Source organism: Neorhizobium sp. P1_A6, assembly GCF_056406795.1.
The window spans coordinates 13,351-33,223 of the sequence record NZ_JBFTZM010000009.1 but is presented as its reverse complement, the minus strand read 5'-3'; the positions used below and the strand labels follow the sequence as shown (position 1 = coordinate 33,223).

At 60.7% G+C, this 19,873-nt stretch carries 22 protein-coding genes and 1 pseudogene; 15 read left to right on the top strand and 8 right to left on the bottom strand.

Annotated features, from left to right (window positions below):
• Nucleotides 1–9 precede the first annotated feature (9 nt).
• The 4 genes from AC1D3C_RS18500 (at nt 10) to guaA (ending at nt 3,273) form a co-directional block, all read left to right on the top strand.
• Nucleotides 10–462: a TspO/MBR family protein gene (locus tag AC1D3C_RS18500; protein ID WP_038548487.1), complete on the top strand. Its 453-nt coding sequence runs from the start codon at nt 10–12 to the stop codon at nt 460–462.
• A 72-nt stretch (nt 463–534) separates the two neighbouring features.
• Entirely contained in the window at nt 535–984 is a 450-nt protein-coding gene (locus AC1D3C_RS18495; RefSeq protein ID WP_038548484.1) for a PaaI family thioesterase, read from the top strand.
• Nucleotides 981–1,634 carry a 5'-methylthioadenosine/S-adenosylhomocysteine nucleosidase gene (locus AC1D3C_RS18490; protein ID WP_477483902.1) on the top strand — a complete coding sequence of 218 codons (654 nt, stop codon included), beginning with the start codon at nt 981–983 and terminating at the stop codon, nt 1,632–1,634. The genes AC1D3C_RS18495 and AC1D3C_RS18490 overlap by 4 nt, the downstream gene beginning before the upstream one ends.
• Nucleotides 1,635–1,695: 61 nt before the next feature.
• Nucleotides 1,696–3,273, top strand: a complete 1,578-nt coding sequence (guaA, locus tag AC1D3C_RS18485) for a glutamine-hydrolyzing GMP synthase (RefSeq protein WP_247136159.1) — start codon at nt 1,696–1,698, stop codon at nt 3,271–3,273.
• Nucleotides 3,274–3,619: 346 nt separating this feature from the next.
• Here guaA and AC1D3C_RS18480 read toward each other — a convergent pair whose 3' ends face one another.
• On the bottom strand, nt 3,620–3,985 hold the full coding sequence (locus AC1D3C_RS18480; RefSeq protein ID WP_477483901.1) for a winged helix-turn-helix transcriptional regulator: 366 nt from the start codon (nt 3,983–3,985) through the stop codon (nt 3,620–3,622).
• A 74-nt stretch (nt 3,986–4,059) separates the two neighbouring features.
• On the opposite strand from AC1D3C_RS18480, the gene AC1D3C_RS18475 reads away from it, so the two are divergent.
• Together AC1D3C_RS18475 and AC1D3C_RS18470 are read left to right on the top strand one after the other, a co-directional pair.
• Entirely contained in the window at nt 4,060–4,902 is an 843-nt protein-coding gene (locus tag AC1D3C_RS18475) for an NmrA family NAD(P)-binding protein (protein WP_477483900.1), read from the top strand.
• A gap of 321 nt (nt 4,903–5,223) precedes the next feature.
• Complete coding sequence (locus AC1D3C_RS18470) at nt 5,224–5,721, top strand: hypothetical protein (RefSeq protein WP_477483899.1); 498 nt, start codon at nt 5,224–5,226, stop codon at nt 5,719–5,721.
• An 84-nt stretch (nt 5,722–5,805) separates the two neighbouring features.
• Here AC1D3C_RS18470 and AC1D3C_RS18465 read toward each other — a convergent pair whose 3' ends face one another.
• Together AC1D3C_RS18465 and AC1D3C_RS18460 are read right to left on the bottom strand one after the other, a co-directional pair.
• Entirely contained in the window at nt 5,806–6,408 is a 603-nt protein-coding gene (locus AC1D3C_RS18465; protein ID WP_477483898.1) for an NADPH-dependent F420 reductase, read from the bottom strand.
• Between the two features lie 190 nt (nt 6,409–6,598).
• Nucleotides 6,599–7,333 (bottom strand): SDR family NAD(P)-dependent oxidoreductase, encoded by a 735-nt coding sequence (locus AC1D3C_RS18460; protein WP_477483897.1) that lies wholly within the window; start codon nt 7,331–7,333, stop codon nt 6,599–6,601.
• A 275-nt stretch (nt 7,334–7,608) separates the two neighbouring features.
• On the opposite strand from AC1D3C_RS18460, the gene AC1D3C_RS18455 reads away from it, so the two are divergent.
• Nucleotides 7,609–8,523, top strand: coding sequence for a LysR family transcriptional regulator (locus tag AC1D3C_RS18455; protein ID WP_477483896.1), 915 nt, complete (start codon nt 7,609–7,611; stop codon nt 8,521–8,523).
• A 7-nt stretch (nt 8,524–8,530) separates the two neighbouring features.
• On the opposite strand, the gene AC1D3C_RS18450 is transcribed toward AC1D3C_RS18455, so the two are convergent.
• Nucleotides 8,531–9,421, bottom strand: coding sequence for a transcriptional regulator GcvA (locus AC1D3C_RS18450; RefSeq protein WP_477483895.1), 891 nt, complete (start codon nt 9,419–9,421; stop codon nt 8,531–8,533).
• 141 nt (nt 9,422–9,562) lie between these two features.
• Here AC1D3C_RS18450 and AC1D3C_RS18445 point away from each other — a divergent pair, with 141 nt between their 5' ends.
• Genes AC1D3C_RS18445 through AC1D3C_RS18435 form a run of 3 tightly spaced genes read left to right on the top strand, consistent with a single transcriptional unit; the run spans nt 9,563 to nt 11,086 of the window.
• A complete protein-coding gene (locus AC1D3C_RS18445) occupies nt 9,563–9,805 on the top strand; it encodes a hypothetical protein (RefSeq protein WP_477483894.1) in 243 nt (80 codons plus the stop codon).
• Between the two features lie 42 nt (nt 9,806–9,847).
• Nucleotides 9,848–10,300: a VOC family protein gene (locus AC1D3C_RS18440; RefSeq protein WP_038549972.1), complete on the top strand. Its 453-nt coding sequence runs from the start codon at nt 9,848–9,850 to the stop codon at nt 10,298–10,300.
• 54 nt (nt 10,301–10,354) lie between these two features.
• Nucleotides 10,355–11,086, top strand: a complete 732-nt coding sequence (locus AC1D3C_RS18435; protein WP_477483893.1) for an SDR family oxidoreductase — start codon at nt 10,355–10,357, stop codon at nt 11,084–11,086.
• A 275-nt stretch (nt 11,087–11,361) separates the two neighbouring features.
• On the opposite strand, the gene AC1D3C_RS18430 is transcribed toward AC1D3C_RS18435, so the two are convergent.
• Nucleotides 11,362–12,633 carry an FAD-dependent monooxygenase gene (locus AC1D3C_RS18430; protein WP_477483892.1) on the bottom strand — a complete coding sequence of 424 codons (1,272 nt, stop codon included), beginning with the start codon at nt 12,631–12,633 and terminating at the stop codon, nt 11,362–11,364.
• 68 nt (nt 12,634–12,701) lie between these two features.
• Between AC1D3C_RS18430 and AC1D3C_RS18425 the strand changes: the two genes are divergently transcribed.
• On the top strand, nt 12,702–13,313 hold the full coding sequence (locus AC1D3C_RS18425; RefSeq protein ID WP_477483891.1) for a TetR/AcrR family transcriptional regulator C-terminal domain-containing protein: 612 nt from the start codon (nt 12,702–12,704) through the stop codon (nt 13,311–13,313).
• 49 nt (nt 13,314–13,362) lie between these two features.
• Here AC1D3C_RS18425 and AC1D3C_RS18420 read toward each other — a convergent pair.
• A pseudogene (locus tag AC1D3C_RS18420) lies at nt 13,363–14,260 on the bottom strand (LysR family transcriptional regulator).
• A gap of 145 nt (nt 14,261–14,405) precedes the next feature.
• On the opposite strand from AC1D3C_RS18420, the gene AC1D3C_RS18415 reads away from it, so the two are divergent.
• Nucleotides 14,406–15,059 (top strand): hydrolase, encoded by a 654-nt coding sequence (locus tag AC1D3C_RS18415; RefSeq protein WP_247031629.1) that lies wholly within the window; start codon nt 14,406–14,408, stop codon nt 15,057–15,059.
• Between the two features lie 522 nt (nt 15,060–15,581).
• Complete coding sequence (locus AC1D3C_RS18410) at nt 15,582–16,172, top strand: YqaA family protein (protein ID WP_477483890.1); 591 nt, start codon at nt 15,582–15,584, stop codon at nt 16,170–16,172.
• 46 nt (nt 16,173–16,218) lie between these two features.
• On the opposite strand, the gene AC1D3C_RS18405 is transcribed toward AC1D3C_RS18410, so the two are convergent.
• Complete coding sequence (locus AC1D3C_RS18405; RefSeq protein WP_477483889.1) at nt 16,219–18,186, bottom strand: phospholipase D-like domain-containing protein; 1,968 nt, start codon at nt 18,184–18,186, stop codon at nt 16,219–16,221.
• A gap of 116 nt (nt 18,187–18,302) precedes the next feature.
• On the bottom strand, nt 18,303–18,860 hold the full coding sequence (locus AC1D3C_RS18400; protein ID WP_477483888.1) for a methylated-DNA--[protein]-cysteine S-methyltransferase: 558 nt from the start codon (nt 18,858–18,860) through the stop codon (nt 18,303–18,305).
• A 155-nt stretch (nt 18,861–19,015) separates the two neighbouring features.
• On the opposite strand from AC1D3C_RS18400, the gene AC1D3C_RS18395 reads away from it, so the two are divergent.
• Nucleotides 19,016–19,345 (top strand): hypothetical protein, encoded by a 330-nt coding sequence (locus AC1D3C_RS18395; protein ID WP_477483887.1) that lies wholly within the window; start codon nt 19,016–19,018, stop codon nt 19,343–19,345.
• Nucleotides 19,346–19,360: 15 nt separating this feature from the next.
• A complete protein-coding gene (locus AC1D3C_RS18390) occupies nt 19,361–19,786 on the top strand; it encodes a helix-turn-helix domain-containing protein (RefSeq protein WP_477483886.1) in 426 nt (141 codons plus the stop codon).
• Nucleotides 19,787–19,873 lie beyond the last annotated feature (87 nt).

The window sequence follows — 19,873 nt, the reverse complement described above, 5'->3', positions numbered from 1 at the left end:
TGCGGCGGGATGAGCAAGAACGTCGTTATGATCGCCTTCATCGTCGCCTGCGTCGCACTCGGCGCCTTGAGCGGCGCAAGCAACCAGCCTGGCGAGTGGTATCAATCGCTCGACAAACCATTCTTCAATCCTCCGAGCTGGATTTTCGCTCCCGTCTGGACGGTTTTGTACGTCCTGATCGGGGTCGTGCTTTCCGAAACCTGGTATGACGAGAACAACGGCCGCCGGCTCGTTCTCTTTGCCATACAAGCCGCGCTCAACCTCCTGTGGTCGCCGGCTTTCTTCGGCCTGCAAAGCCCCGTTCTCGGCCTCGTCGTCATCGTGCCGCTGCTGATCTCCATCCTGCTTTTCATCGGCGCAAGCTGGCGGGAAAACCGCAAATCTGCGTGGCTTTTCGTGCCCTATGCACTCTGGGTCGCCTTCGCGACGCTCCTCAACCTGTCGATCGTTCTGATGAATTAAGTACGCTCCATCGTACGGCTTGCCGAACATCGCCGGCCATGCCAATTTCGCAACTGCGAAAGGGGCGGGAACATGAACGGGAAAGATACGGGCGACTTCCGCGAGCGGGTGCGCCAGAGCTTCGCCCGACAGGGCGCGATGGGGATGCTCGGCGCAGAGCTGACACGTGTCGAACAGGCGATAGTCGAGATCGAGCTCCCTTTCGACATCAAGCTTACCCAACAGCACGGTTTCCTGCATGCCGGCGTGATTTCTGCAGCGCTTGATGCCGCCTGCGGTTATGCCGCCTATACGGTGATCGAACCGGACGCCTCGATCCTCACCATTGAATTCAAGGTGAACCTGATGTCGCCTGGCCGGGGTGAACGTTTTCTGTTCCGCGGCGAAATCACCAAGCCGGGCTCGACGATCATAGTCGCCGATGGCCGCGCCTATGCGATCGGCGACGGCCCCGCCAAACTCATCGCTTCCATGACCGGCACCATGATGGTGATCCGCGGCCGAGAGGACGTAACCGGATGACTTCTTCTCTTCCCCTCGGCGAGCCGAGCCTTGCCGGCGGCAAGTCCATTCTCTTCGTGATGGCGGTCGACGCTGAATACGGCCCGGCGCTCCAGTCCCGCATCAAGCCATTGATGACGGGGGTCGGCCCGGTCGAGGCAGCCGTGGTGCTTTCCCATGCGCTGACGAGGCTGGAAGCGACAGACGACCTGCCCGATCTCGTCGTCTCGCTCGGCTCGGCCGGTTCCCGCAACCTCGAGCAGACAGAAATCTACCAGGCCTCGTCAGTCGCCTATCGCGACATGGACGCCTCGCCGCTCGGGTTCGAGAAAGGCCGCACGCCCTTCCTCGATCATCCGGCGATCATCCCGCTCCCCTTGCTCATCCCGGGTGTCAGACAAGCCTCGCTGTCGACCGGCGGCAATATCGTCTCCGGCGCCGCCTACGATCTCGTCGGTGCCGACATGGTCGACATGGAGACATTCGCGGTGCTGCGCTGCTGCCAGCTTTTCGAGATTCCGCTGATCGGCCTGCGCGGCATTTCCGACGGCAAGGATGAGCTGAAGCATGTCGGCGACTGGACCGAATACCTGCACGTGATCGACAAAAAGCTGGCAGATGCGGTCGACAGCCTGTTCGAAGGGTTGGAGGATGGCGCCATCGTCCTCTGAAGGCGCGATTTTCGCCTCATTCCCCGTTGCCAGAAAGGGGAAGTTTCTTTAAAGGCTCGGCATGACCCAGATAGCTCATCCCGACAGCATTCTTATCATCGATTTCGGCAGCCAGGTGACGCAGCTCATCGCGCGTCGCATCCGTGAGGCCGGCGTCTACTGCGAAATCCACCCCTTCCAGCACGCGGGCGCAGCATTCGAGAAACTCCAGCCCAAGGGCGTGATCTTCTCCGGCGGCCCGGCATCGGTGACCACCGAAGGCAGCCCGCGCGCTCCGCAGGCGGTGTTCGACAGCGGGGTTCCGATCCTCGGCATCTGTTACGGCCAGCAGACGCTCTGCACCCAGCTCGGCGGCGTCGTCGAAGGCGGGCATGCGGCGGAATTCGGCCGCGCCGACGTCGAGATCAAAAAGGCGAGCCCGCTGTTTGACGGTTTCTGGGAAATGGGCGGGCATTATCCGGTCTGGATGAGCCACGGCGATCGCGTCACCCAGCTGCCGCACGGTTTCGAAGTGATCGCGACGTCGGAAAATGCGCCTTTTGCGATCGCGGCCGACGAAAGCCGGCACTATTACACCACCATGTTCCACCCGGAAGTGGTGCATACGCCCGACGGCGCCAAGCTGCTCTCCAACTTCGTGCATAAGATCGTCGGGCTGAAGTCCGATTGGACCATGGCCGCCTATCGCGCCGAAATGATCCGCAAGATCCGTGAACAGGTTGGCAAGGAACGGGTGATCTGCGGCCTCTCCGGCGGCGTCGATTCCTCGGTTGCGGCGGTCCTGATCCACGAGGCGGTCGGCGACCAACTGACCTGCATCTATGTCGACCACGGCCTGATGCGCCAGGGTGAGACCGAGCAGGTCGTCGGCATGTTCCGCGACAACTATAATATCCCGCTCGTCCATGTGGATGCGTCCGACCTGTTCCTGACCCAGCTTGCCGGCGTTTCCGATCCGGAAGTGAAGCGCAAGACGATCGGCCGGCTGTTCATCGAGGTGTTCGAGGCGGAAGCCGCAAAGATCGCCGCCGACGGCAAGGGCTCTCCGGCATTTCTGGCCCAGGGCACGCTCTATCCGGACGTGATCGAAAGCGTTTCCTTCTCGGGCGGGCCTTCGGTGACCATCAAGAGCCACCACAATGTCGGCGGCCTTCCCGAACGCATGAACATGAAGCTGGTCGAGCCGCTGCGCGAACTGTTCAAGGACGAAGTGCGCGCGCTCGGCCGCGAGCTCGGCCTGCCGGAGAGCTTCATCGGCCGCCATCCCTTCCCGGGTCCGGGCCTTGCGATCCGCTGCCCGGGTGGTGTCACCCGCGAAAAGCTCGACATCCTGCGCAAGGCGGACGCGATCTATCTCGACGAAATCCGCAAGGCCGGCCTTTACGACACAATCTGGCAGGCGTTTGCCGTGCTGCTGCCGGTGCAGACCGTCGGCGTCATGGGCGACTACCGCACCTACGACTTCGTCTGCGCATTGCGGGCCGTCACCTCGGTCGACGGCATGACCGCGGATTTCTATCCCTACGACATGAACTTCCTCGGCCGCACCGCCACCCGCATCATCAACGAAGTCCGCGGCATCAACCGCGTCGTCTACGACGTGACCAGCAAGCCGCCCGGCACGATCGAGTGGGAGTAGGGGCGTGCTGTGGAGTAAAATAGGCTAAGATATCGCGCTGTAGGCAATACCGGCACAGCAAAAGTAGCCGATAATTCTCAATTTGCGATGATTGGGATCAGCCGGCATTAGCGTAGGCTCCAATGATACAAACCCTCGGACCGCAGAGGTCACATTCCGAGGGTTTGTATCAAATCCGGCTGTGCCTGGTGTGGGGCGGTCGCGACCAGCATTCCTTGTCGAGCGCCTTCGACTATGGCTAGTTCCGCGATGCCTTACGAACCGGCCGCGGGATCGTCTCGGCGGATGCCCTTCTGTCTCCTACGTCGGCTTTCGAACTTGCGCCCCGCGGGTCTTGACCTTCTCGCTATGCGGCTTCCTCCGATTGGGCGGGGTCGAGCACATCGTCAGAAAGCGAATCCCCCCAATCTTTCATCGAAAGCAGAATGTCTCGCAGGGACATCCCCAGCGGCGTCAGTTGATAGACTACCCGTGGCGGTGTCTCCGCATAGGCGGTGCGCGTCACCAGACCATAGAGTTCAAATCGGCGCAGGCGATGGGTCAGTGTATGGGCACTGATGCCCTCTAGTGCCGCGCGAATCTGGGTAAAACGCCGAGGGCCTTCAAGCAATTCGCGAATGATTAGCGTTGCCCATGGCCCATCCAGAACGACGAGGAATCTCTCGACGCCACACTCTGGCAGTTTTTTTCCGCACATCGCATTTTCTTCCATTAGTGCATTTGACGTAACTGATGTAAAGATTGCACTAGTGCGCCCGATAAGTCGATTTTGTCAAGGAGAACAACGTGTCTTACATTATCCATGGCGCCACCGGCGCGCAGGGCAGGCCGCTTCATGCCCGCCTTCTCGCTACCGGCAAAAAAACCATTGCGGTCGTTCGCAACACTGCCAACATCAGCGATGGCTCTGCCGTCGCCGTTGATTATGCGTCGGTGAATTCTCTGGTCGCCGCCTATCGCGGCGCCGAGGGGGTGTTCGTGCATCTTCCGGTGGCCGCTGAACCGCAGCGCGTCCAGTATGCCCAAAACATCGTGGCCGCCGTCAACGAGGCAAAGCCAGCGCGTGTTGTGGTCCTGTCTAGCGGGGCGCCCGTGGATCTGCCTGGCACCGAAGGGAGCGCCGTCATGACGCTGGTGCGCGGCATTCGCGAGTCCGGTGTTTCACATGCGATCGTGGCGCCGCGGCTTTATCTCGAGAACCTCCTGCTGCCATTCGTGATTGATGCGGTGCGGTCGGAAGGGGTGTTGCGCTATCCAATCCGCGACGATTTCAGCGTGTCATGGAGCTCCCACCTTGACATGGCCGAGGTCATCGAGCGTCTCCTGACGGACCACAATGTCTCTGGAGTGGTGGGGCTTGGTCACGTCCCCGGTTTGCTTGGCAAAGACCTGGCCGCTGGTTTTGCCGAATATTTCGGTCATGCCGTCAGCTTCGAGCCGATGACGCCGCAAGAACTCGGCGAACGCATCAAACCGATGTATGGCGACGCGGCCGACGGCGTCGTCGCGCTCTATGACGCCTTGTGGCAGGCCCCCGACAGTGTCATCGCGGCAGAAACCAGCGCACAGACCTTGCTGGGTCTGCGTCCTCGTGACATCGGTCAGTGGCTGGGGCAAACGCTCCGCTGAAATGAACAGATCCGAGGGCGGCCTAAGGTTCAAGCTCAAACTTGCCCGAGTGTCAGCTTGAGCAGCCGCTCTCGGATTTGCGGTCACCAGTGCGCGCGCCAAATCGGAAAGAACGCCTCGGTATCGTTTGCAGTGGCCTCACGCCAATCTGAATTCAAAGACTTAGCGGAAACCAGACATGCATTCCATTAAAGAAAAGTCCGTAGTTTACGTTTTCGACGCATACTGCGCTGGTGCTGGGGCTTTTCCCAACGCATAAGCGAGTTTGAACAATCAAACCGCGATCGCATAAAGTTCACCGCCATCTCCGGTGGTCTTTTCATGGGGAGCCGGATTGTTCCCATCTCCCATTTGACCCACGTCCCAGAAGCCACCAAGAGGATTATCAGTCTAACCGGCGCCGAATTTGGCCCCGCCTTCAGAAAGATCGTCGAAGAAGGCTCCTTCGAAATGGATTCAGGTGCTGCCGGAGCGGCCATGGCCGCCCTGCGGGCCCAGGCTCCCGATCGCGCCGCCTACTGGGCCAAGCAACTGCAGGCGGCATTTTACACTCATGGTCTCAGCCTCTCCGAGCCAAACACCATCGCCACCATAGCGTCCGCAAATGGCCTGGATGAGGGCAATCTATTGCAATCCATTACCGATGGCACGGCACAAGCTCAGGCTGAAGCGGATTTCGCCTTGACCCGAACCCTGCAGGTATCTTCTTACCCGACGTTGCTCTACCTCGATGGCACTAGCGTCCGCCAGCTTCCCGCCACCGGTACGCCACTGGCCACGCTGAACGGCATCCTGGACGAATTGCTCGCGAAAAAATAGGCGGCCACAGCGACAGAGCCGCCTTAACATTGGCCACCTTTCACTACGACCAGTGTTCGGCGCCGATCACACGTCCTAGATCGATTACTGCTCCTTCTTGAACAAATCCTGGAAGATGAGCTGGCCCCAAGTGCGGCCGCGTGCGTGCACCAGCGCGCCACCCTCGTTGAGCTTTCCGAGCTTGACGGGTGCGAACCCGAGCTGTTTGGCCAAATCCGCCACGGGAGTGATCGCGTCCTGGTCGTCGCTCGACAGAAAGACGACCCGGTGCCCGCCCTCGACGATCGGATCGGCAGCCAGGGTGGCCGCAATCAGGTGATTGAAACCTTTCACGAACCTGGCGCCGGTGAACGACTTCGCAGCGAAGGCGGAGGACGGGAGGCCGTCCAGCTCCTCAGGGGGAAGTCCAAACGCATTCGTCGCGTCGATGACTGTCTTGCCTTCCCAGCTCGGCAGGACCTTCGCAACCTCGCGATGCTCCCCAAACGGGACCGCCAGGATGATTGTGTCGGCCGCGACTGCATCCGGCAGCGGCTTGGCGACGACCCCGGGGCCAATCGCCCGAGCCTGCGGCGCCAACGCCTCGGGCGGACGGCGGCTCGCGACGGCCACCTCGATATTTCTACGAGCGAAGGCACGGGCGAGAGCCTGGCCTACGGCACCGAATCCTATAATTGCGTAGCTCATAATGTTTCTCCTGTGTTGACATTGATTCTCCGCACTCAACGACGCCGGGTTGCCGTGCGCCGACCTTTGCGTAGACGTCCAGTCGTGAACGACTTCCTAGCGGCCGGACCGACCGTTCAACGCGGAAGTCATTTCACCATGGACACGCTAGTTCCCGCCGATCAGCCGCCTCCCGCGATCCGGCGCGAATTCAGATGGCCGAGAAGCCGCCGTCGACTGACAACTCCAACCCATTCACGAAGCTCGAATCGTCTGAAGCAAGGAACAGCGCGGCCGCCGCAATTTCCTCAGGACGACCCATCGTTCCCCGTGGGATCAAGGATTCGAACATTTGCTTCGCCTCGGCGGTGAGAACCTGGTCCTGCATCGGCGTGGCGATCGGCCCCGGGTGCAGCACGTTCACCCGGATATTCCTGCCCTTGAGTTCGTTGAGCCAGCCGCGTGCGAACGCGTGCAGGGCCGCCTTGCTCGCCGCATACACGCTGTAACCAGGAAAACCCTTCAGCGAAGCAACTGACCCGGTCATGAAGATCGATCCGCCATCGTTGAACAGCGGCAACGCCTTCTGAACCGTGAATAGCGTGCCCCGCGTATTCAGGTTGAAGGTCGCGTCGAAATGCTGCTCGGTAATCTCGCCCAGTGGGACGGCTTCGCCCCAGCCAGCGCTCGCGTACAGTATGTCGATCTTGCCTTTTTCCCGTTTGACTATATCGAACAGGYGGTCGAGGTTGTCGAGATTGGACGCGTCACCACGCACGCCGGTTACGTTCCGGCCGATCAGCTTGACGGCCTCGTCCAGCGATTCCTGTTTCCGGCCCGTGATGAAAACATAGGCGCCTTCTTCAACGAATCGCTTGGCGCTTGCCAGCGCCATGCCGCTCGATCCGCCGGTGATGACTGCAACTTTACCTTCAAGCTTTCCCATGACTTCTCCTTTTAGGCTCTGCCTTTGGTCGTTCGGGGATGCCCCCGAGACCCTCGAAATGGGTCCGCCGGGACCTGTTGTTGAGTGTGGAAGCGCGCACATCGGTGGTGCAAAACCGATCCGGCTGGACGACAGGCGCCAATCGCGACGATCGGCGCCTGCCGTTCGGAATTAGGCCACGCTTGCCTATATATGCTTTGACGGCCGGCCGTATTGCTATACGACGCGTTGGAGACAGGCTTTGGAAGGCGCGCCAGGCGGTGCGGGATTGCACCATGATCGACTGGGATGACATTCGCTACTTTCTTGCCGTGGCGCGCGGAGGCTCAGTGCGGGCTGCCGCTGAGGACCTCGGGGTGTATCACTCGACCGTGCTGCGACGCATTGCACAGTTCGAGGAACGCCTCGGTGCGCAGATGTTCGAAAAGCTGCCTTCGGGCTACCGCCTGACGGCTGCGGGCGAGGAGGTCCTCGAGCTGGCGAACCAGATGGAAGCGTCGTCGCACCAGTTGGAGACGCGCGTCTTCGGGCGCGACCAGAGCGTGCGCGGGCTTCTGCGGGTGACGTTGGCTCCGCCGCTGGCGACACACCTGCTGATGCCCGACTTCGCCGACTTCGCGCGTCTGCATCCCGACATCGAGGTGGAAATCTTGTCGTCCGGCGAGCTGGCAAATCTGACCAACCGAGAGGCCGACGTGGCGATCCGCGTCGTCTACGACCGCAAAACCCTGCCACTCAATCTTCACGGCCTGAAGGGATCGGAGGTGTTCGGCGGCGTCTACATGTCCCGCGATCGACTGGCCGCATGGCGTGCGGGCGCGCCTGATCCCATCCGGTGGATCGTCATCAGCATTCATGGAGTTCCGGATTGGGCCAGCGAGGGTGAGGTTCGAACCACAGGGGTTCCATTCAGGGTCACGGACGCGGAGGCGCAGGTCGTTGCCGTACGGCAAGGGCTCGGGATCACGACATTGCCATGCTTCGTCGGAGATGCCGACCCCCACCTGGCGAGGGTGCCGGGCACCGACCTGCACATGTACGGAACGCTCTGGCTTCTCACACACGGGGAGACCCGCAAGACGAAACGCGTGCGGCTCTTCACGGAGTTCATATCCCGCAGGCTCGCCGCGTACGCTCCACTTTTGGCGGGACAAGCCGCGACGGATCGAGAACGATGCGGCCCGGACTAGTTACAGGCTATCCGTCTTCACCCATCTCGGAAAAAAGCCAGTCCCGAAACGCCTTCACCTTGCGCTGCCGGATCGCATCGGGAGGGTAAACGAGATAAAAACTGGATTGGGCCTTCAACGCATGTTCGAACGGGCGGACCAGCCGCCCCGCTGCGAGGTCGCCTTCCACAAGCATGGTCCGGCCAAGCGCGACGCCTTCGCCCTGAACCGCCGCCTCAATCGCGAAGGTGTAGGAATCGAAGGTCAGCCCCCCGTTTGGGTCTAGGCCCGTCACGCCTGCGCTCTCAAGCCAGGCCGCCCAATCGATCGGATAGCCGTCGCGAATAAGGGTGTGATATTTGAGATCCTCGGGTGTCCGCAACGGGTGCTTGCCGGCCATGAGTCGTGGACTGCAAACCGGCGACACATCTTCGCCGGCCAGGAATTCGCTCGTCAGTCCTGAATAGTCGCCTCCGCCATAACGAATGGCGATATCGATCCCATCGCCTGAAAAATTGGTCAGCGTGCCTGTTGTCGAGACACGCACGTCGATCTCGCTGTGTGCCCGATGAAAGCGATAGAGGCGCGGCACGAGCCATTTGCCCGCAAAGCCGCCCGACGTGCTCACAGTCAATGTCGTGTCGGAGCGGCGCGTCGTCGCAATGCTCGTGGCCGCTGCCAGGTGATCGAGCGCTTCGCGCACCGCGCGCGCATAGGGCTCTCCGATCGCCGTCAGCCGGACCGAACGCGTCCCCCGATCGAACAGCGTTACGTCGAGTTGCTGTTCCAGGTTCTTGATCGCCCGGCTGATGGCGCCGTGGGTCACGAAGAGTTCCTCCGCGGCCTTGGTGAAACTCAGATGGCGAGCCGCCGCCTCGAAGGCGGGCAGAGCGGTCAACGGGGGGAGCTTTCTTGGCATGATGACCTGTGAGCACTGATCACAAATCATGCACTATTAGTCGTTTGTCGTCCAGCAGGGAAAGAAGCAAACTCCTTTCCATCAACAACGCAAAGGCGACGGCGACCAGGCTGGGAAACGCCACTGAAGAGGATTAAGACCATGAGTGTTACTCACGCATCGCTTGATATCTTTCATGGATCGGCAGCAAGCGAACGCGGGCATCGGCCAATCAATGCGATCGTCGCTTTGATCGGTGCGGCCCGCGATCTGGCCACGCGCCAGGTTCTGGTGATCCGGCATCGAACCGACATGCGGCGTCTCGGCCGCTTTTCGGATCACAGCCTTGAAGACATCGGCTTCGAGCGCGACTGGGACGGAACCGTCGTCCTGCGGCAGCCATAGCCCGCCGACCGCTTCGCCAGCCATCATCGAGGGACAATGATCATGAACATCTACCCCCATCTCTGGTTCAATGGCCAGGCAGAAGAGGCCATGGAATTCTATCGATCCGTGTTCAAGGACTCCAGGCTCCTTGCACGCACCGAACTGCCCAACCCGGAACTGTCGGTGGTGCGGTTCGAGCTCGGCGGCCTGCAGATCGCCGCGCTGAATGCCAACTCGCGCGTGCCGTATAACGAGGCGTTCTCGTTTCTCGTCGAAACAGGCGATCAGGAAGAAACCGACTACTACTGGAATGCTCTGATCGCCGACGGCGGCAAGGAGCAGCCCTGCGGATGGCTGACGGACAAGTTCGGCGTTTACTGGCAGGTCACACCCGCCATCCTGCTGAAGATGATCGCCGACGCGGATAAGGACAAGGCGGAGCGGGTGATGCAGGCCATGTACAGGATGAAGAAGATCATCATCGCGGATCTCGAACGCGCCTACCAGGGTTAGCGACGCCCTCGTCGCGCCCGACTTCACAGCACCACTTCAGATATGGAGGAACCCATGGCGACGCTTATGGGCAAGAGAATTCTCGTCATCGGCGGCAGCTCCGGCATCGGTCTCGGCGTTGCGACTGCGGCTTTGGACAAAGGCGCCGATGTGGTGATCGTTGGCCGGTCGCAGGAGAAGCTGCAAGCAGCCGAACGGGCGCTTGCAGCAGCCGGCAAAATCAGCACTTTCGCAGCCGACATGACCCAGGAGGCAGAGATCGCTCGCCTGTTCGCAGGAATCGGCGGCCTCGATCATCTTGTCTCGACGGCAGGAACGCCGCCGCCCGGCTACCCCATCGGGGACACCGACTTGAATGTCGTTCGCGGCTTCATCGACAACAAGCTGGTGGGCGCGGTCCTGGTGGCCAAGTACGCAGTCCGCACCTTGAAGAAGGGTGGATCGATGACCTTCACGTCGGGCATCAACAAGGACAAGCCGCCGGTTCCCGGCGGATCGGTCGTGGCAGCCATCGCCGGGTCGTTCAGCTATTTGGCGCATGCGCTGTCGCTGGAACTGGCGCCGACAAGGGTCAACGTGGTGTCGCCGGGCTGGGTCGATACACCCATGTTCACCGAACTGGCCGGCGAGAATAAATCCAGCCTTTTCGAGAGCATGGCGACGCGGCTCCCGGTCGGGCGGATCGCGAAGCCAGCCGATGTGGCGCTGGCCTATGTCTACGCCATGGAGAGCGAGTTCACGACAGGCCAAACGCTGCATATCGACGGCGGCCAGAGCCTAATCTGATCGCTTCCACGGAGGAGCCATCAGCAAAGCCATTCCCGGCGCAGACATCGCACGTCCGGCTGGCCGGAATCCCGATCGCCGCCCGGACCACTCTCTCGGCATTGCTCGGCTTCAGAAAGACAGGGGCTTCAAGCCGATATTCGACGTCGAGCAGGCCGTTCCTGACTATATCGACTGGCTTAGGCGGCACGACCGCTGGGCCCGGAGGCGATCGATCTTCGAAAGGAAACTCCTTCCGGTGTGGCGCAATCACGGCCTGCATCCTGAGTTCTCACCTAACCCGGTAGCGCAGTTTGATGGGCCGGATGCAGCTCCGTATATTCGGGCAGAAGCCAGCTGCCGTCCCTGTCTTCCGACGAAAATCTGGCGACCAGGTCCGGGATGCGGAACAGTGCGGCCAAGGCCGTCACGGAAAGAAAGACGTTTATCCCAAATCGCGTCTTGGGCATCCCCAGGCGCAGGAACGATGGGTTTACGTTCTGGATTTCGTTGACGAAGGGCCGTAGCGTTTTGTCGTAGAGCGCAAAGGCTCGCGCGAGATCTCCCGTATTGCGATTGATCTCACCCGCCAAGACATAAGCTCCGACCAGGCTGCCGGATACGCCCATGCCGCTGAACGGGGACGCACAATGTGCGGCATCGCCAACGAGAACCACGCGACCCTTGTACCAGGTGTCTGTGCGGACCTGCACCACTTCCTGAGAGTAGAAATTGGGCGTCGTCATCATGCCCTGGATGAATCGATCGGTCTGCCAGCCGGCGTCCCGGAACCGCTCTATCCAGAATTGCTTTTGCTGATCCAACGGCGCCCTGTGAATGGCCGATGCTTCTTCGGAGCTTTCCCTGAGCACGAAGTAGACTTGCGTTTCCGTCGGATTATGGCTCCGTCGCATGATCATCCGGCCGCCAGGAGCGAGGAATGTATTGCGGATGTTGCCGTCGTCGGCCAGTGTGCGTGGGATGAACCAATAGGCCATGTGGATGCCCATTCGCAGGTAAGGGTCGGCTGCATCCGGCGGCAGGATACCCTTGCGAATGCGCGATCCCTGACCATCCGCTCCGACCAGCAGATCGAAGGTGTCAGAGGTGCCGTCGGAGAAGTGAGCTAAAACCTTCTCGTCGTCCTGCTCGAACCGCTCCACGGTCTTGCCGAAGACGTATTCAACGTCATCCCTGGTCACGTCATGGAGAATGCGCACGACATCGCCGCGCATGATCTCGTATTCGGACGTGAGCGATTGCGCGCCGCGACCGGATGTGTTGGCCAGAATCGTCGCCTTGGCATGACCCTGGGAGTCGACGAACGAGACGCCAGCCTCATCGACAAGATTGCTCCGGATGGCGCCGATGAGCCCCATGCGCTTGGCGGCCTCGATGCCTTGACCGCGCAGGTCCACCTGCGCACCCGTGGCCCTGAGGTTTGAGAACCGCTCGACTACGACGACTTCATGGCCGCTTCGGGTGAGCCAATAGGCCAAGGCCGGACCCGCAATCCCTCCACCGCAGACAAGAATCTTGAGGGAGCGATTTTCAGTTTCAATTTTCATGTGCGCAACTCGAATCTATCAGTGATAGGCTGATTTACGAAATTCCCTATCAGCGATAGATTGTCAAGATGGCTAAGCTAACTCGTGAAACCGTAATTGCCGAAGCGCTCGATCTGCTCGATGAGGTTGGTCTTGAGGGCATCAGCACGAGACAACTCGCGAAGCGGCTCGGCGTCGAACAACCGTCGCTGTACTGGCATTTTCGCAAGAAGGAGGAACTGCTCGCCGCCATGGCCGAGACTGCGATGGCGCCCCACGCGACCGCTCCGCTTCCAAGGCCAGCCGACGATTGGCGTGATTGGTTCCTCGACAACACGCGCAGTTTCCGGCGAACGCTGCTGATGCGCCGCGATGGCGCAAAGCTCCACGCGGGCAGCCGCCCCGGTGTGGCGGACATCGATCGGATCGCGCACAAGATGGCCTTCCTGGTCGCGTCCGGTTTGCCCGAGCGGGACGCTCAGATGGCGATGCTCGCGTCCAGCCGCTTCACCGTCGGAAGCGTGCTCGAGGAACAGGCCGAGGCCGGTCTCGGCGCAACTGCGGACGATTTGATCGGGGTTCCGCAGATAGATCACGAAGCCGCTTTCGAAGAAGGGCTAAAGCTGATTCTTGATGGCCTCGCCGCACGAGTGGAGCGCCGATCAACGAGGGCGACCATCGACCGTCAGATGCGGACCTGATTCAACGCGTCGCTTTCTTGTGAGCGAGATGATCGGCCCGCGGCGCCACTCAGACAGGGGCAGGTCCTGCGAGGTGCGGAGCCGGTTCGCAATACTCAATCAGCAATTCGGTGAGGACCCGTATCTTCCGTGCGGGATGCTGACCTGGCGGGCGGATGACATATGCACCGGCCGGGGGTGGTGGATGACGCGTCATGACCGGCATGAGCGCACCGGAAGCTATATATTCATGAGTAAGGTAATCGGGCAGGTAAGCGACGCCGAGTCCCGCTGTCGCGGCGGCAACGAGAGCTATGCCGTTGTCAGCCTTGAAGCGACCTTGCGGACGAACCGTGACGATCTTGTCGCCATCCATGAGTTGCCAGGCTTCGGTGCCCTGCATGAGGGCCTCGTGAGCGACGAGTTCCTCCGGCGTTTCGGGCGACCCGTGCGCCTTGATATAGTCCGGGCTCGCGACGAGCTTCCCATAGATCGGTCCGACGCGCCTTGCGACCAGGTTGGAGTCCTGAAGATAGGCCAACTCGTATCGCGCAATCGTATCCCTCCGTGATGAGATCGACGAAGCGATCACTGTAGCAGGTGTGGATTTGGAGCCGGGGGTGGCGTCGCGCCATTTCCGCAAGGATGGGAGCGAAGTGGGTCGGTCCGAAGGAAAGCGGCACGGCAACTCGCAAGCGGCCGCGAAGGTCACCGGCGGGCAGGATTGTTTCCTTGGCAACGTCGATCTCGGCGCAAACTCTGGCTGCATAGTCTCGGAAAGTGGCGCCGGCTTCCGTGAGAGCGGCGCCCCGGGTCGTTCGTGCAAGCAACTGGACGCCAAGTTCCGCTTCAAGCCGGATTAGCCGACGACTGACGATCGACTTGGAGACGCCGAGCCGGAGCGCAGCCGCGGAAACGCCTCCAGCATCAGCAACTTCTACGAAGGTCTGCAGCTCTTCAATGTCCAAATCAGCGTTCCTTATTTCGCGACACGGCTTACCGCCAAAGGGGACTACCGCAACTTGGATAGGAACGGCAATAGTCGGGCAACGTGCCCCTGGCACATGTCTCTGAAAAACCAATGCCGCTCACACGGCAGCAAAGGATGTAACAATGACCTTTCGTAATGGCCTTGCTTCGCTTCTTCGTCCCGAAGATTCAGTACTCGTTCTGATCGACCACCAGCCCTACCAGCTCACCAATCTGAACAGCCACGACCCGCAGGCTGTCGTCAACAATGTGACCGCGCTGGCAAAGCTGGCAAGGGCTTTCAATGTTCCGACGATCCTCACCAGCGTGATCGCGGATCGCGGTGGCAAGCTTTTCAAGCAAATCACCGACGTCTTCCCAGGGCAGGAAGTGATCGACCGGACCTGGGTGAATACCTGGGAGGACGAGAAAGTGGTGGACCTGGTCAAGGCGACCGGCCGCAAGCAATTGATCATCGCAGGCCTATGGACCGAAGTTTGCGTAGCGATGCCAGCGATTCAGGCAGCCGGCGAAGGCTGGGACGTGACCGTAATTACCGACGCATCGGGCGGAAGTTCAACCGAGTCTCACCAGGTCGCCATACAGCGGATGATTGCGGCCGGCGTCAACATGATGACCTGGATGGCTCTGGCTGGCGAATGGCAGCGTGACTGGGCTCGCACCGAACACGTCGAAGAGCTGACCGAAGTGCTCATCTCGCACATGAGCGGCAGCGGCATCGCATATCTCTGGGAGCAGCAGCTGCTCAACACCCCCGTGCCAAGCAACGCAGGATGATCTGAGCGGGGGTGACGAAAGACTTGAGCGATCCGGCGCCAACATGCTGGCTGCATATCGAGTTGCGTCATCCCCGCTTCACAAGATGGCCGCCCATGCCTGAATGCAGGGCGGCCGGCATGATCAATGACCATTCCTCCAGCGCTACCCGCGACTGCAGCCGGCTCAGCCCGGCTATCCGTCACCCGGGCCGTTTGCGGTCACTCGGCGACCGGATCGCGTCTCCGATGATCGTCCCCAGCGCAACAAGGCGCTCGTGATCAAGGCGATGACCTCGCTATTCCAACGTCATGATGCGTCGGCAGCGGAATTCCTCTACGCGACGGATTAGATCCAACACAATCCCAACATTCCCCGAGGTCGCGAGGCGCTGAAGGCGCTTGTTGCTGCACTGTCGAAGGACGTCTATGACGAGCCCGGCCTGATGGTCGCGGAAGGTGCGAGAAATTTGTTACCTTCGTTCGCAAATTCATAAAGGCGGCACACGCTGCCGGTTACCAAAACGTACAGGACGCCTGATTTATGCTTCGCAGCCTCTATAACTGGACGATGGCGCTCAGCGCCCGCAAATCCGCGGCGGTATGGCTTGCTATCATCGCCTTCGTCGAAAGCTCCGTCTTCCTGGTGCCGGCCGACGTGCTGTTCCTGCCGATGGCGCTTGCCCGGCCGGAGCGTGCCTGGCGCTATGCACTGATCGCCACGGTTTTTTCCGTGCTCGGCGGCATTGCCGGCTGGGGCATCGGTTATTTCGCCTTCGATGCGCTTGCCGAACCGATCCTTCAGTTCTGGGGCAAGCTCGACACCTTCAACGAGCTCAAGGCCGGCATCACGTATGAAGCCGTGGTGCTGATGCTGGTGACGTCGGGCTTCGCGCATCTGCCGCCGATCAAGGTGGTGACGATCCTGTCCGGGGTGGCACATATCAATCTCGGCCTGTTCGTCGTCTCGGCGATCGTCACCCGCGGCGCCCGCTTTTTCCTGCTCGCCTGGCTGCTGCGCCGTTACGGCGAGGACATTCGCCATTTCATCGAGAAGCGGCTGGGCCTGATCGCAATGGCGGTCGCGGCGGTGCTGATCGTCGCTTATGTCGCTTACAAATTCCTGACGCATTGAGGCGTTCACGTTTCTTGCCTCTGCCCGGGGGCACCGGGATCACGCGTCAGCGGGCAAAATAGCGTAGCTCGTCGCCCTTGCGCCCATCGAAATAAGGCTCTTGCCAGCCGTCGTCAGTGTGGAGAAAACCATGCCCGGTCGAGGCTTTCGGTGGAGTTGCACCGGTCAGCAGCGCCTTTTTGCGCTGCTCCTCGAGGACAGCCCGGTAACGGTAATGGTCCTGGACGTCGAGGACATGCACCGCATAGGCGGCCGCGAGCTGCGGGGCGCCCTTGATGATCAGCATGTTTTCGTCATTGGCATAGGACGCCTTGAAACCGAGATTGTGACTGCCGGTGATCACGACACAATCGGTCTGCGACAGCGGATCGATCACCACGATCTTGTCGTGTATGATCGCAGTCCCCGCCGTCAGCAATTCGCGCTGGAAATCCCCGATCAGGTCGCGGATGGCGCTCGCCCTCACCATCATCACGCGGGGTGCACCCTTCAATTGATAGATGGAAGGCGCCGGCGCCTTGGTAGCCCCGTCTTCCTCGTCGGCGTCGTCTTCCCGGATCGGAATTTCGTAATTGGGCATCGCCTGTGGCGCGCTGATGGCTCCCAGCACGAGCAGGTCGGGTTTCTCGGCGGCGATCTTGACCGCCTCGCCGATGATGCTGTTGCGGCCTTGCTGGGCTGGATAGAAGCTCAGGAACAGCAAAGCTTGCTTGGCGCCCCGCATCAGGTCGAAGACCTCCTGCATGTCCGGAGGTGTCGCCGGATTCTGGCGCGGAACGCTGACCTTGGACATGTTGGGCGAGAACCAGGCTGCCGCCTTCGCCGACGGGGCCACCGAAGCAATATCGAGAGGATGCGGGGTCGCTCCATCCGCACGCAGCTGGGGCCCCTGATCGACATTATTCGGCTTGCTCAGCGGAGCCGGCTCCGGAATCACGTCGGCCAAAAGTCGCTGCCAATAGCCGAGATAGATCTCGGCGAGCTTCATGTCCTCGATCATCACCGCATTGTTCGTCTGGCCGCAAAGACCGGTCGACGTCCAGTTGGTGCTGCCGGTCAGCACGGTAATGGGCTCGCCCGTCCTGGAGACCAGCACGCCGAACTTGTTGTGGCCGATATGTTTGCTGTTGTTGAACATCCGGTTCTGCAGACGGTCACCAAGCTTGGCCCGCAATCTGGCGCGTGCAGCCTCGTTGGTCGTATCCCAGGTCTTGCCGTCTTCCGACTTGCCGGCAGTCGAAAGGATCAGGTGGATACGGGCATGATGGATGTCGATGAGGTCGATCAGTTCCTCGTCGTGAAGTTCGTAGAGCGCCAGATAGATATCCGCGTCCAGCTTCTCCGCCAGATCAAAGAAACCTTTGACCGTCTTCAGTGCATCGCCGCCCAGGAACCACCGCAGGGGATCGCGCCGATCCGCAATGCGTCTGAGAACCTCGCTCTTCGATGGCGTCTTACCATCGGGGGTCTCCAATTGCTTCCTCAGATTCTGGGTCGACAGGATGCCGTTGTTGAATGCCACCGTGGCCTTGCCAAAGCGGCCGGTCACCAGCAGTTCATCGGTCAAAACGGGCTCCCCGCAGAAGAAGAGAGGGATCGGGTCACCTTTGTAGCGAGGCTTTCCGGCATCGTCGAGAAAGGGCGCAGTCGCCGAAAGCGGCACCGGCGAGCGCCCCGGACCGGCCAAGCCTACCGGTACGACCTCGTAGCGGACCTTGAACTCCCCTTCCCGCAGCACCGTCTCGTTGCGGCTGCGGCGAAGCGTAAGATCGCGCCAGGAAAATTTCTGGATGGGCCAGACGCTGGTATCCTGCTCCTCGCCCTTCGGATTGGACTGCGTGTCGAAAGCGACCCATGCAGGCAGGACACGCCTTGCAACTTCATTGCCGGCAAGATCGAAGTGGATCCGGGTTATCATGAACCCGAGACAATCCTTGATGATCCCGTCAGTCCGCCAGGCAAGATAGCCGACTTCGTTGTTGCACCACGCCTTCACCTTGACGATCCTGGACATGGCCATCCCCTACCCTCTGACCATTTCCTAGCAGATCAAATTCGCAGGAATATTACAATCGCAAACCCATGCGTCGTTTTTATACCCGCCCTGATAGATGACCGGGAAAGGATGTTTCAGAACCCCATCGATTGCTGCGCCGGTTCCGGCGGTGTCAGGCGTACACCCTCGAGCTCCAGCATGCGGGATTTCGAAGTCGAGCCGCCAGGAGCCGAGAAACCGCCGATCTTGCCGCCGGCGGCAAGCACGCGGTGGCAGGGTATGATCAGGGCCACCGGGTTTTTGGCCATTGCCTGGCCGACGTCGCGGGCGGCCTCGGGACCGGCGCCAAGCTGCTTGGCAATTGCGCCATAGGTCGTCGTATGCCCCCAGCCGATCCGGCGGGCGGCGGCATAGATCTGCTTGAAGAAGTCGTCCTGACCATCGAGATCCAGCCTGACCTTCGAGAAATCGACTTCCTCGCCGGCAAAATACCGCTTCACGGCGTCGACAGCTTCGAGCACTTCGGCCGGAGGCGTGCCCGGCTGGGCCTCCGGTAACCGGCGGCGCAGCAGCTTTTCGGTCGAATCCGCGCTTTTGGTCGGGAGCTGGAACCGAGTGATGCCGACATCATTCCAGGCGATGCCGCAGAAGCCGCCGGCAGTTTCAAAAATCAGGTATTGATGCATTGTCATGAGGAAACCTCCGCATTGCGATTGACCTTAAAATCGTGCCTCATGCCCAAGGATTCAACCCGTTTCTTGCCTGCAAGGGCCAAGTTCTCGCAGAACTGTCGGTTGAAGTTCCCTGGCCGCTCCTTAAATTTTCCCCCATGAGCGGATCGCAAGCATTGGCTGGAAAAGCGCGCCTGACGGCGGAGAGGCTGCATACGCCTCCCGGCGGCGGACGCTTTGCGATATCGCGCCTGGCGCTCGGGCTTTTTCTCGTCGATCAGGACCGCCACCGGATCGCCGTCGGCTCTGACAAACGGCAGCATGTGCCTCTGAAAGCCGGCGAAGGCTGGATCCTGCCGGCGGGTACGGCGGGTATTTGCGAATATGACGAGGCGCTGTCTTTCCTGAGACTTGAGGTGCCCGAAAACCTGCTCGCCGATGTGGGCTTCGAACGTCATTCGGATTTCAGGCCGGTTATCGGCACTTTCGACCCGCTGCTGGCGTAGCTTGCGCACCAAACAGTGTCGATTGCCGGCCATGCGTCGGCGCTCTACCGTGAAACGATGCAATTGGCGCTGGCTGCGCACCTCGCCCGGATCCTGGCACCTGCCCGGCCGAAGCTTGTCGGAATCGACGACAGGCGGCTGCACCGCGCGCTTGCCTACATCCACGAAAACCTTTCGGCCGATCTGTCACTGGAAGACATGGCAGCCGAAGCGGCGATGAGCCGTTTTCATTTCGCGCGGGCATTTACCAGGGCCATCGGCAGATCACCGCTTCAATACGTCATCCATGAGCGGATGGAACTCACCAAGCTGCTTCTGAAGACCACGCGGCTGCCGATCGCCTCCGTTGCGGCCCGGGTCGGTTATGAGGATGTCTCGCGGTTCGGCCAGCATTTCCGTCGCCACACGGGCACGACGCCCGCTGCCTTCAGGGTCGATTGAAGCAATAATCGCATAACGAACGCCAAGATCTGCGCCTGTGCCGCTTCTGCGTAACTGCCAAATTCCCGTCATTGTAACCAAGATGGG

Coding starts and splice junctions, on each gene's coding strand:
- AC1D3C_RS18470 (WP_477483899.1), top strand. CDS start 5,224: ATGGGGAGCCGGATTGTTCCCATCTCCCATTTGACCCACGTCCCAGAA.
- AC1D3C_RS18500 (WP_038548487.1), top strand. CDS start 10: ATGAGCAAGAACGTCGTTATGATCGCCTTCATCGTCGCCTGCGTCGCA.
- AC1D3C_RS18435 (WP_477483893.1), top strand. CDS start 10,355: ATGGCGACGCTTATGGGCAAGAGAATTCTCGTCATCGGCGGCAGCTCC.
- AC1D3C_RS18415 (WP_247031629.1), top strand. CDS start 14,406: ATGACCTTTCGTAATGGCCTTGCTTCGCTTCTTCGTCCCGAAGATTCA.
- AC1D3C_RS18495 (WP_038548484.1), top strand. CDS start 535: ATGAACGGGAAAGATACGGGCGACTTCCGCGAGCGGGTGCGCCAGAGC.
- AC1D3C_RS18480 (WP_477483901.1), bottom strand. CDS start 3,985: ATGGAAGAAAATGCGATGTGCGGAAAAAAACTGCCAGAGTGTGGCGTC.
- guaA (WP_247136159.1), top strand. CDS start 1,696: ATGACCCAGATAGCTCATCCCGACAGCATTCTTATCATCGATTTCGGC.
- AC1D3C_RS18490 (WP_477483902.1), top strand. CDS start 981: ATGACTTCTTCTCTTCCCCTCGGCGAGCCGAGCCTTGCCGGCGGCAAG.
- AC1D3C_RS18450 (WP_477483895.1), bottom strand. CDS start 9,421: ATGCCAAGAAAGCTCCCCCCGTTGACCGCTCTGCCCGCCTTCGAGGCG.
- AC1D3C_RS18425 (WP_477483891.1), top strand. CDS start 12,702: ATGGCTAAGCTAACTCGTGAAACCGTAATTGCCGAAGCGCTCGATCTG.
- AC1D3C_RS18440 (WP_038549972.1), top strand. CDS start 9,848: ATGAACATCTACCCCCATCTCTGGTTCAATGGCCAGGCAGAAGAGGCC.
- AC1D3C_RS18405 (WP_477483889.1), bottom strand. CDS start 18,186: ATGTCCAGGATCGTCAAGGTGAAGGCGTGGTGCAACAACGAAGTCGGC.
- AC1D3C_RS18410 (WP_477483890.1), top strand. CDS start 15,582: ATGCTTCGCAGCCTCTATAACTGGACGATGGCGCTCAGCGCCCGCAAA.
- AC1D3C_RS18465 (WP_477483898.1), bottom strand. CDS start 6,408: ATGAGCTACGCAATTATAGGATTCGGTGCCGTAGGCCAGGCTCTCGCC.
- AC1D3C_RS18445 (WP_477483894.1), top strand. CDS start 9,563: ATGAGTGTTACTCACGCATCGCTTGATATCTTTCATGGATCGGCAGCA.
- AC1D3C_RS18430 (WP_477483892.1), bottom strand. CDS start 12,633: ATGAAAATTGAAACTGAAAATCGCTCCCTCAAGATTCTTGTCTGCGGT.
- AC1D3C_RS18455 (WP_477483896.1), top strand. CDS start 7,609: ATGATCGACTGGGATGACATTCGCTACTTTCTTGCCGTGGCGCGCGGA.
- AC1D3C_RS18400 (WP_477483888.1), bottom strand. CDS start 18,860: ATGACAATGCATCAATACCTGATTTTTGAAACTGCCGGCGGCTTCTGC.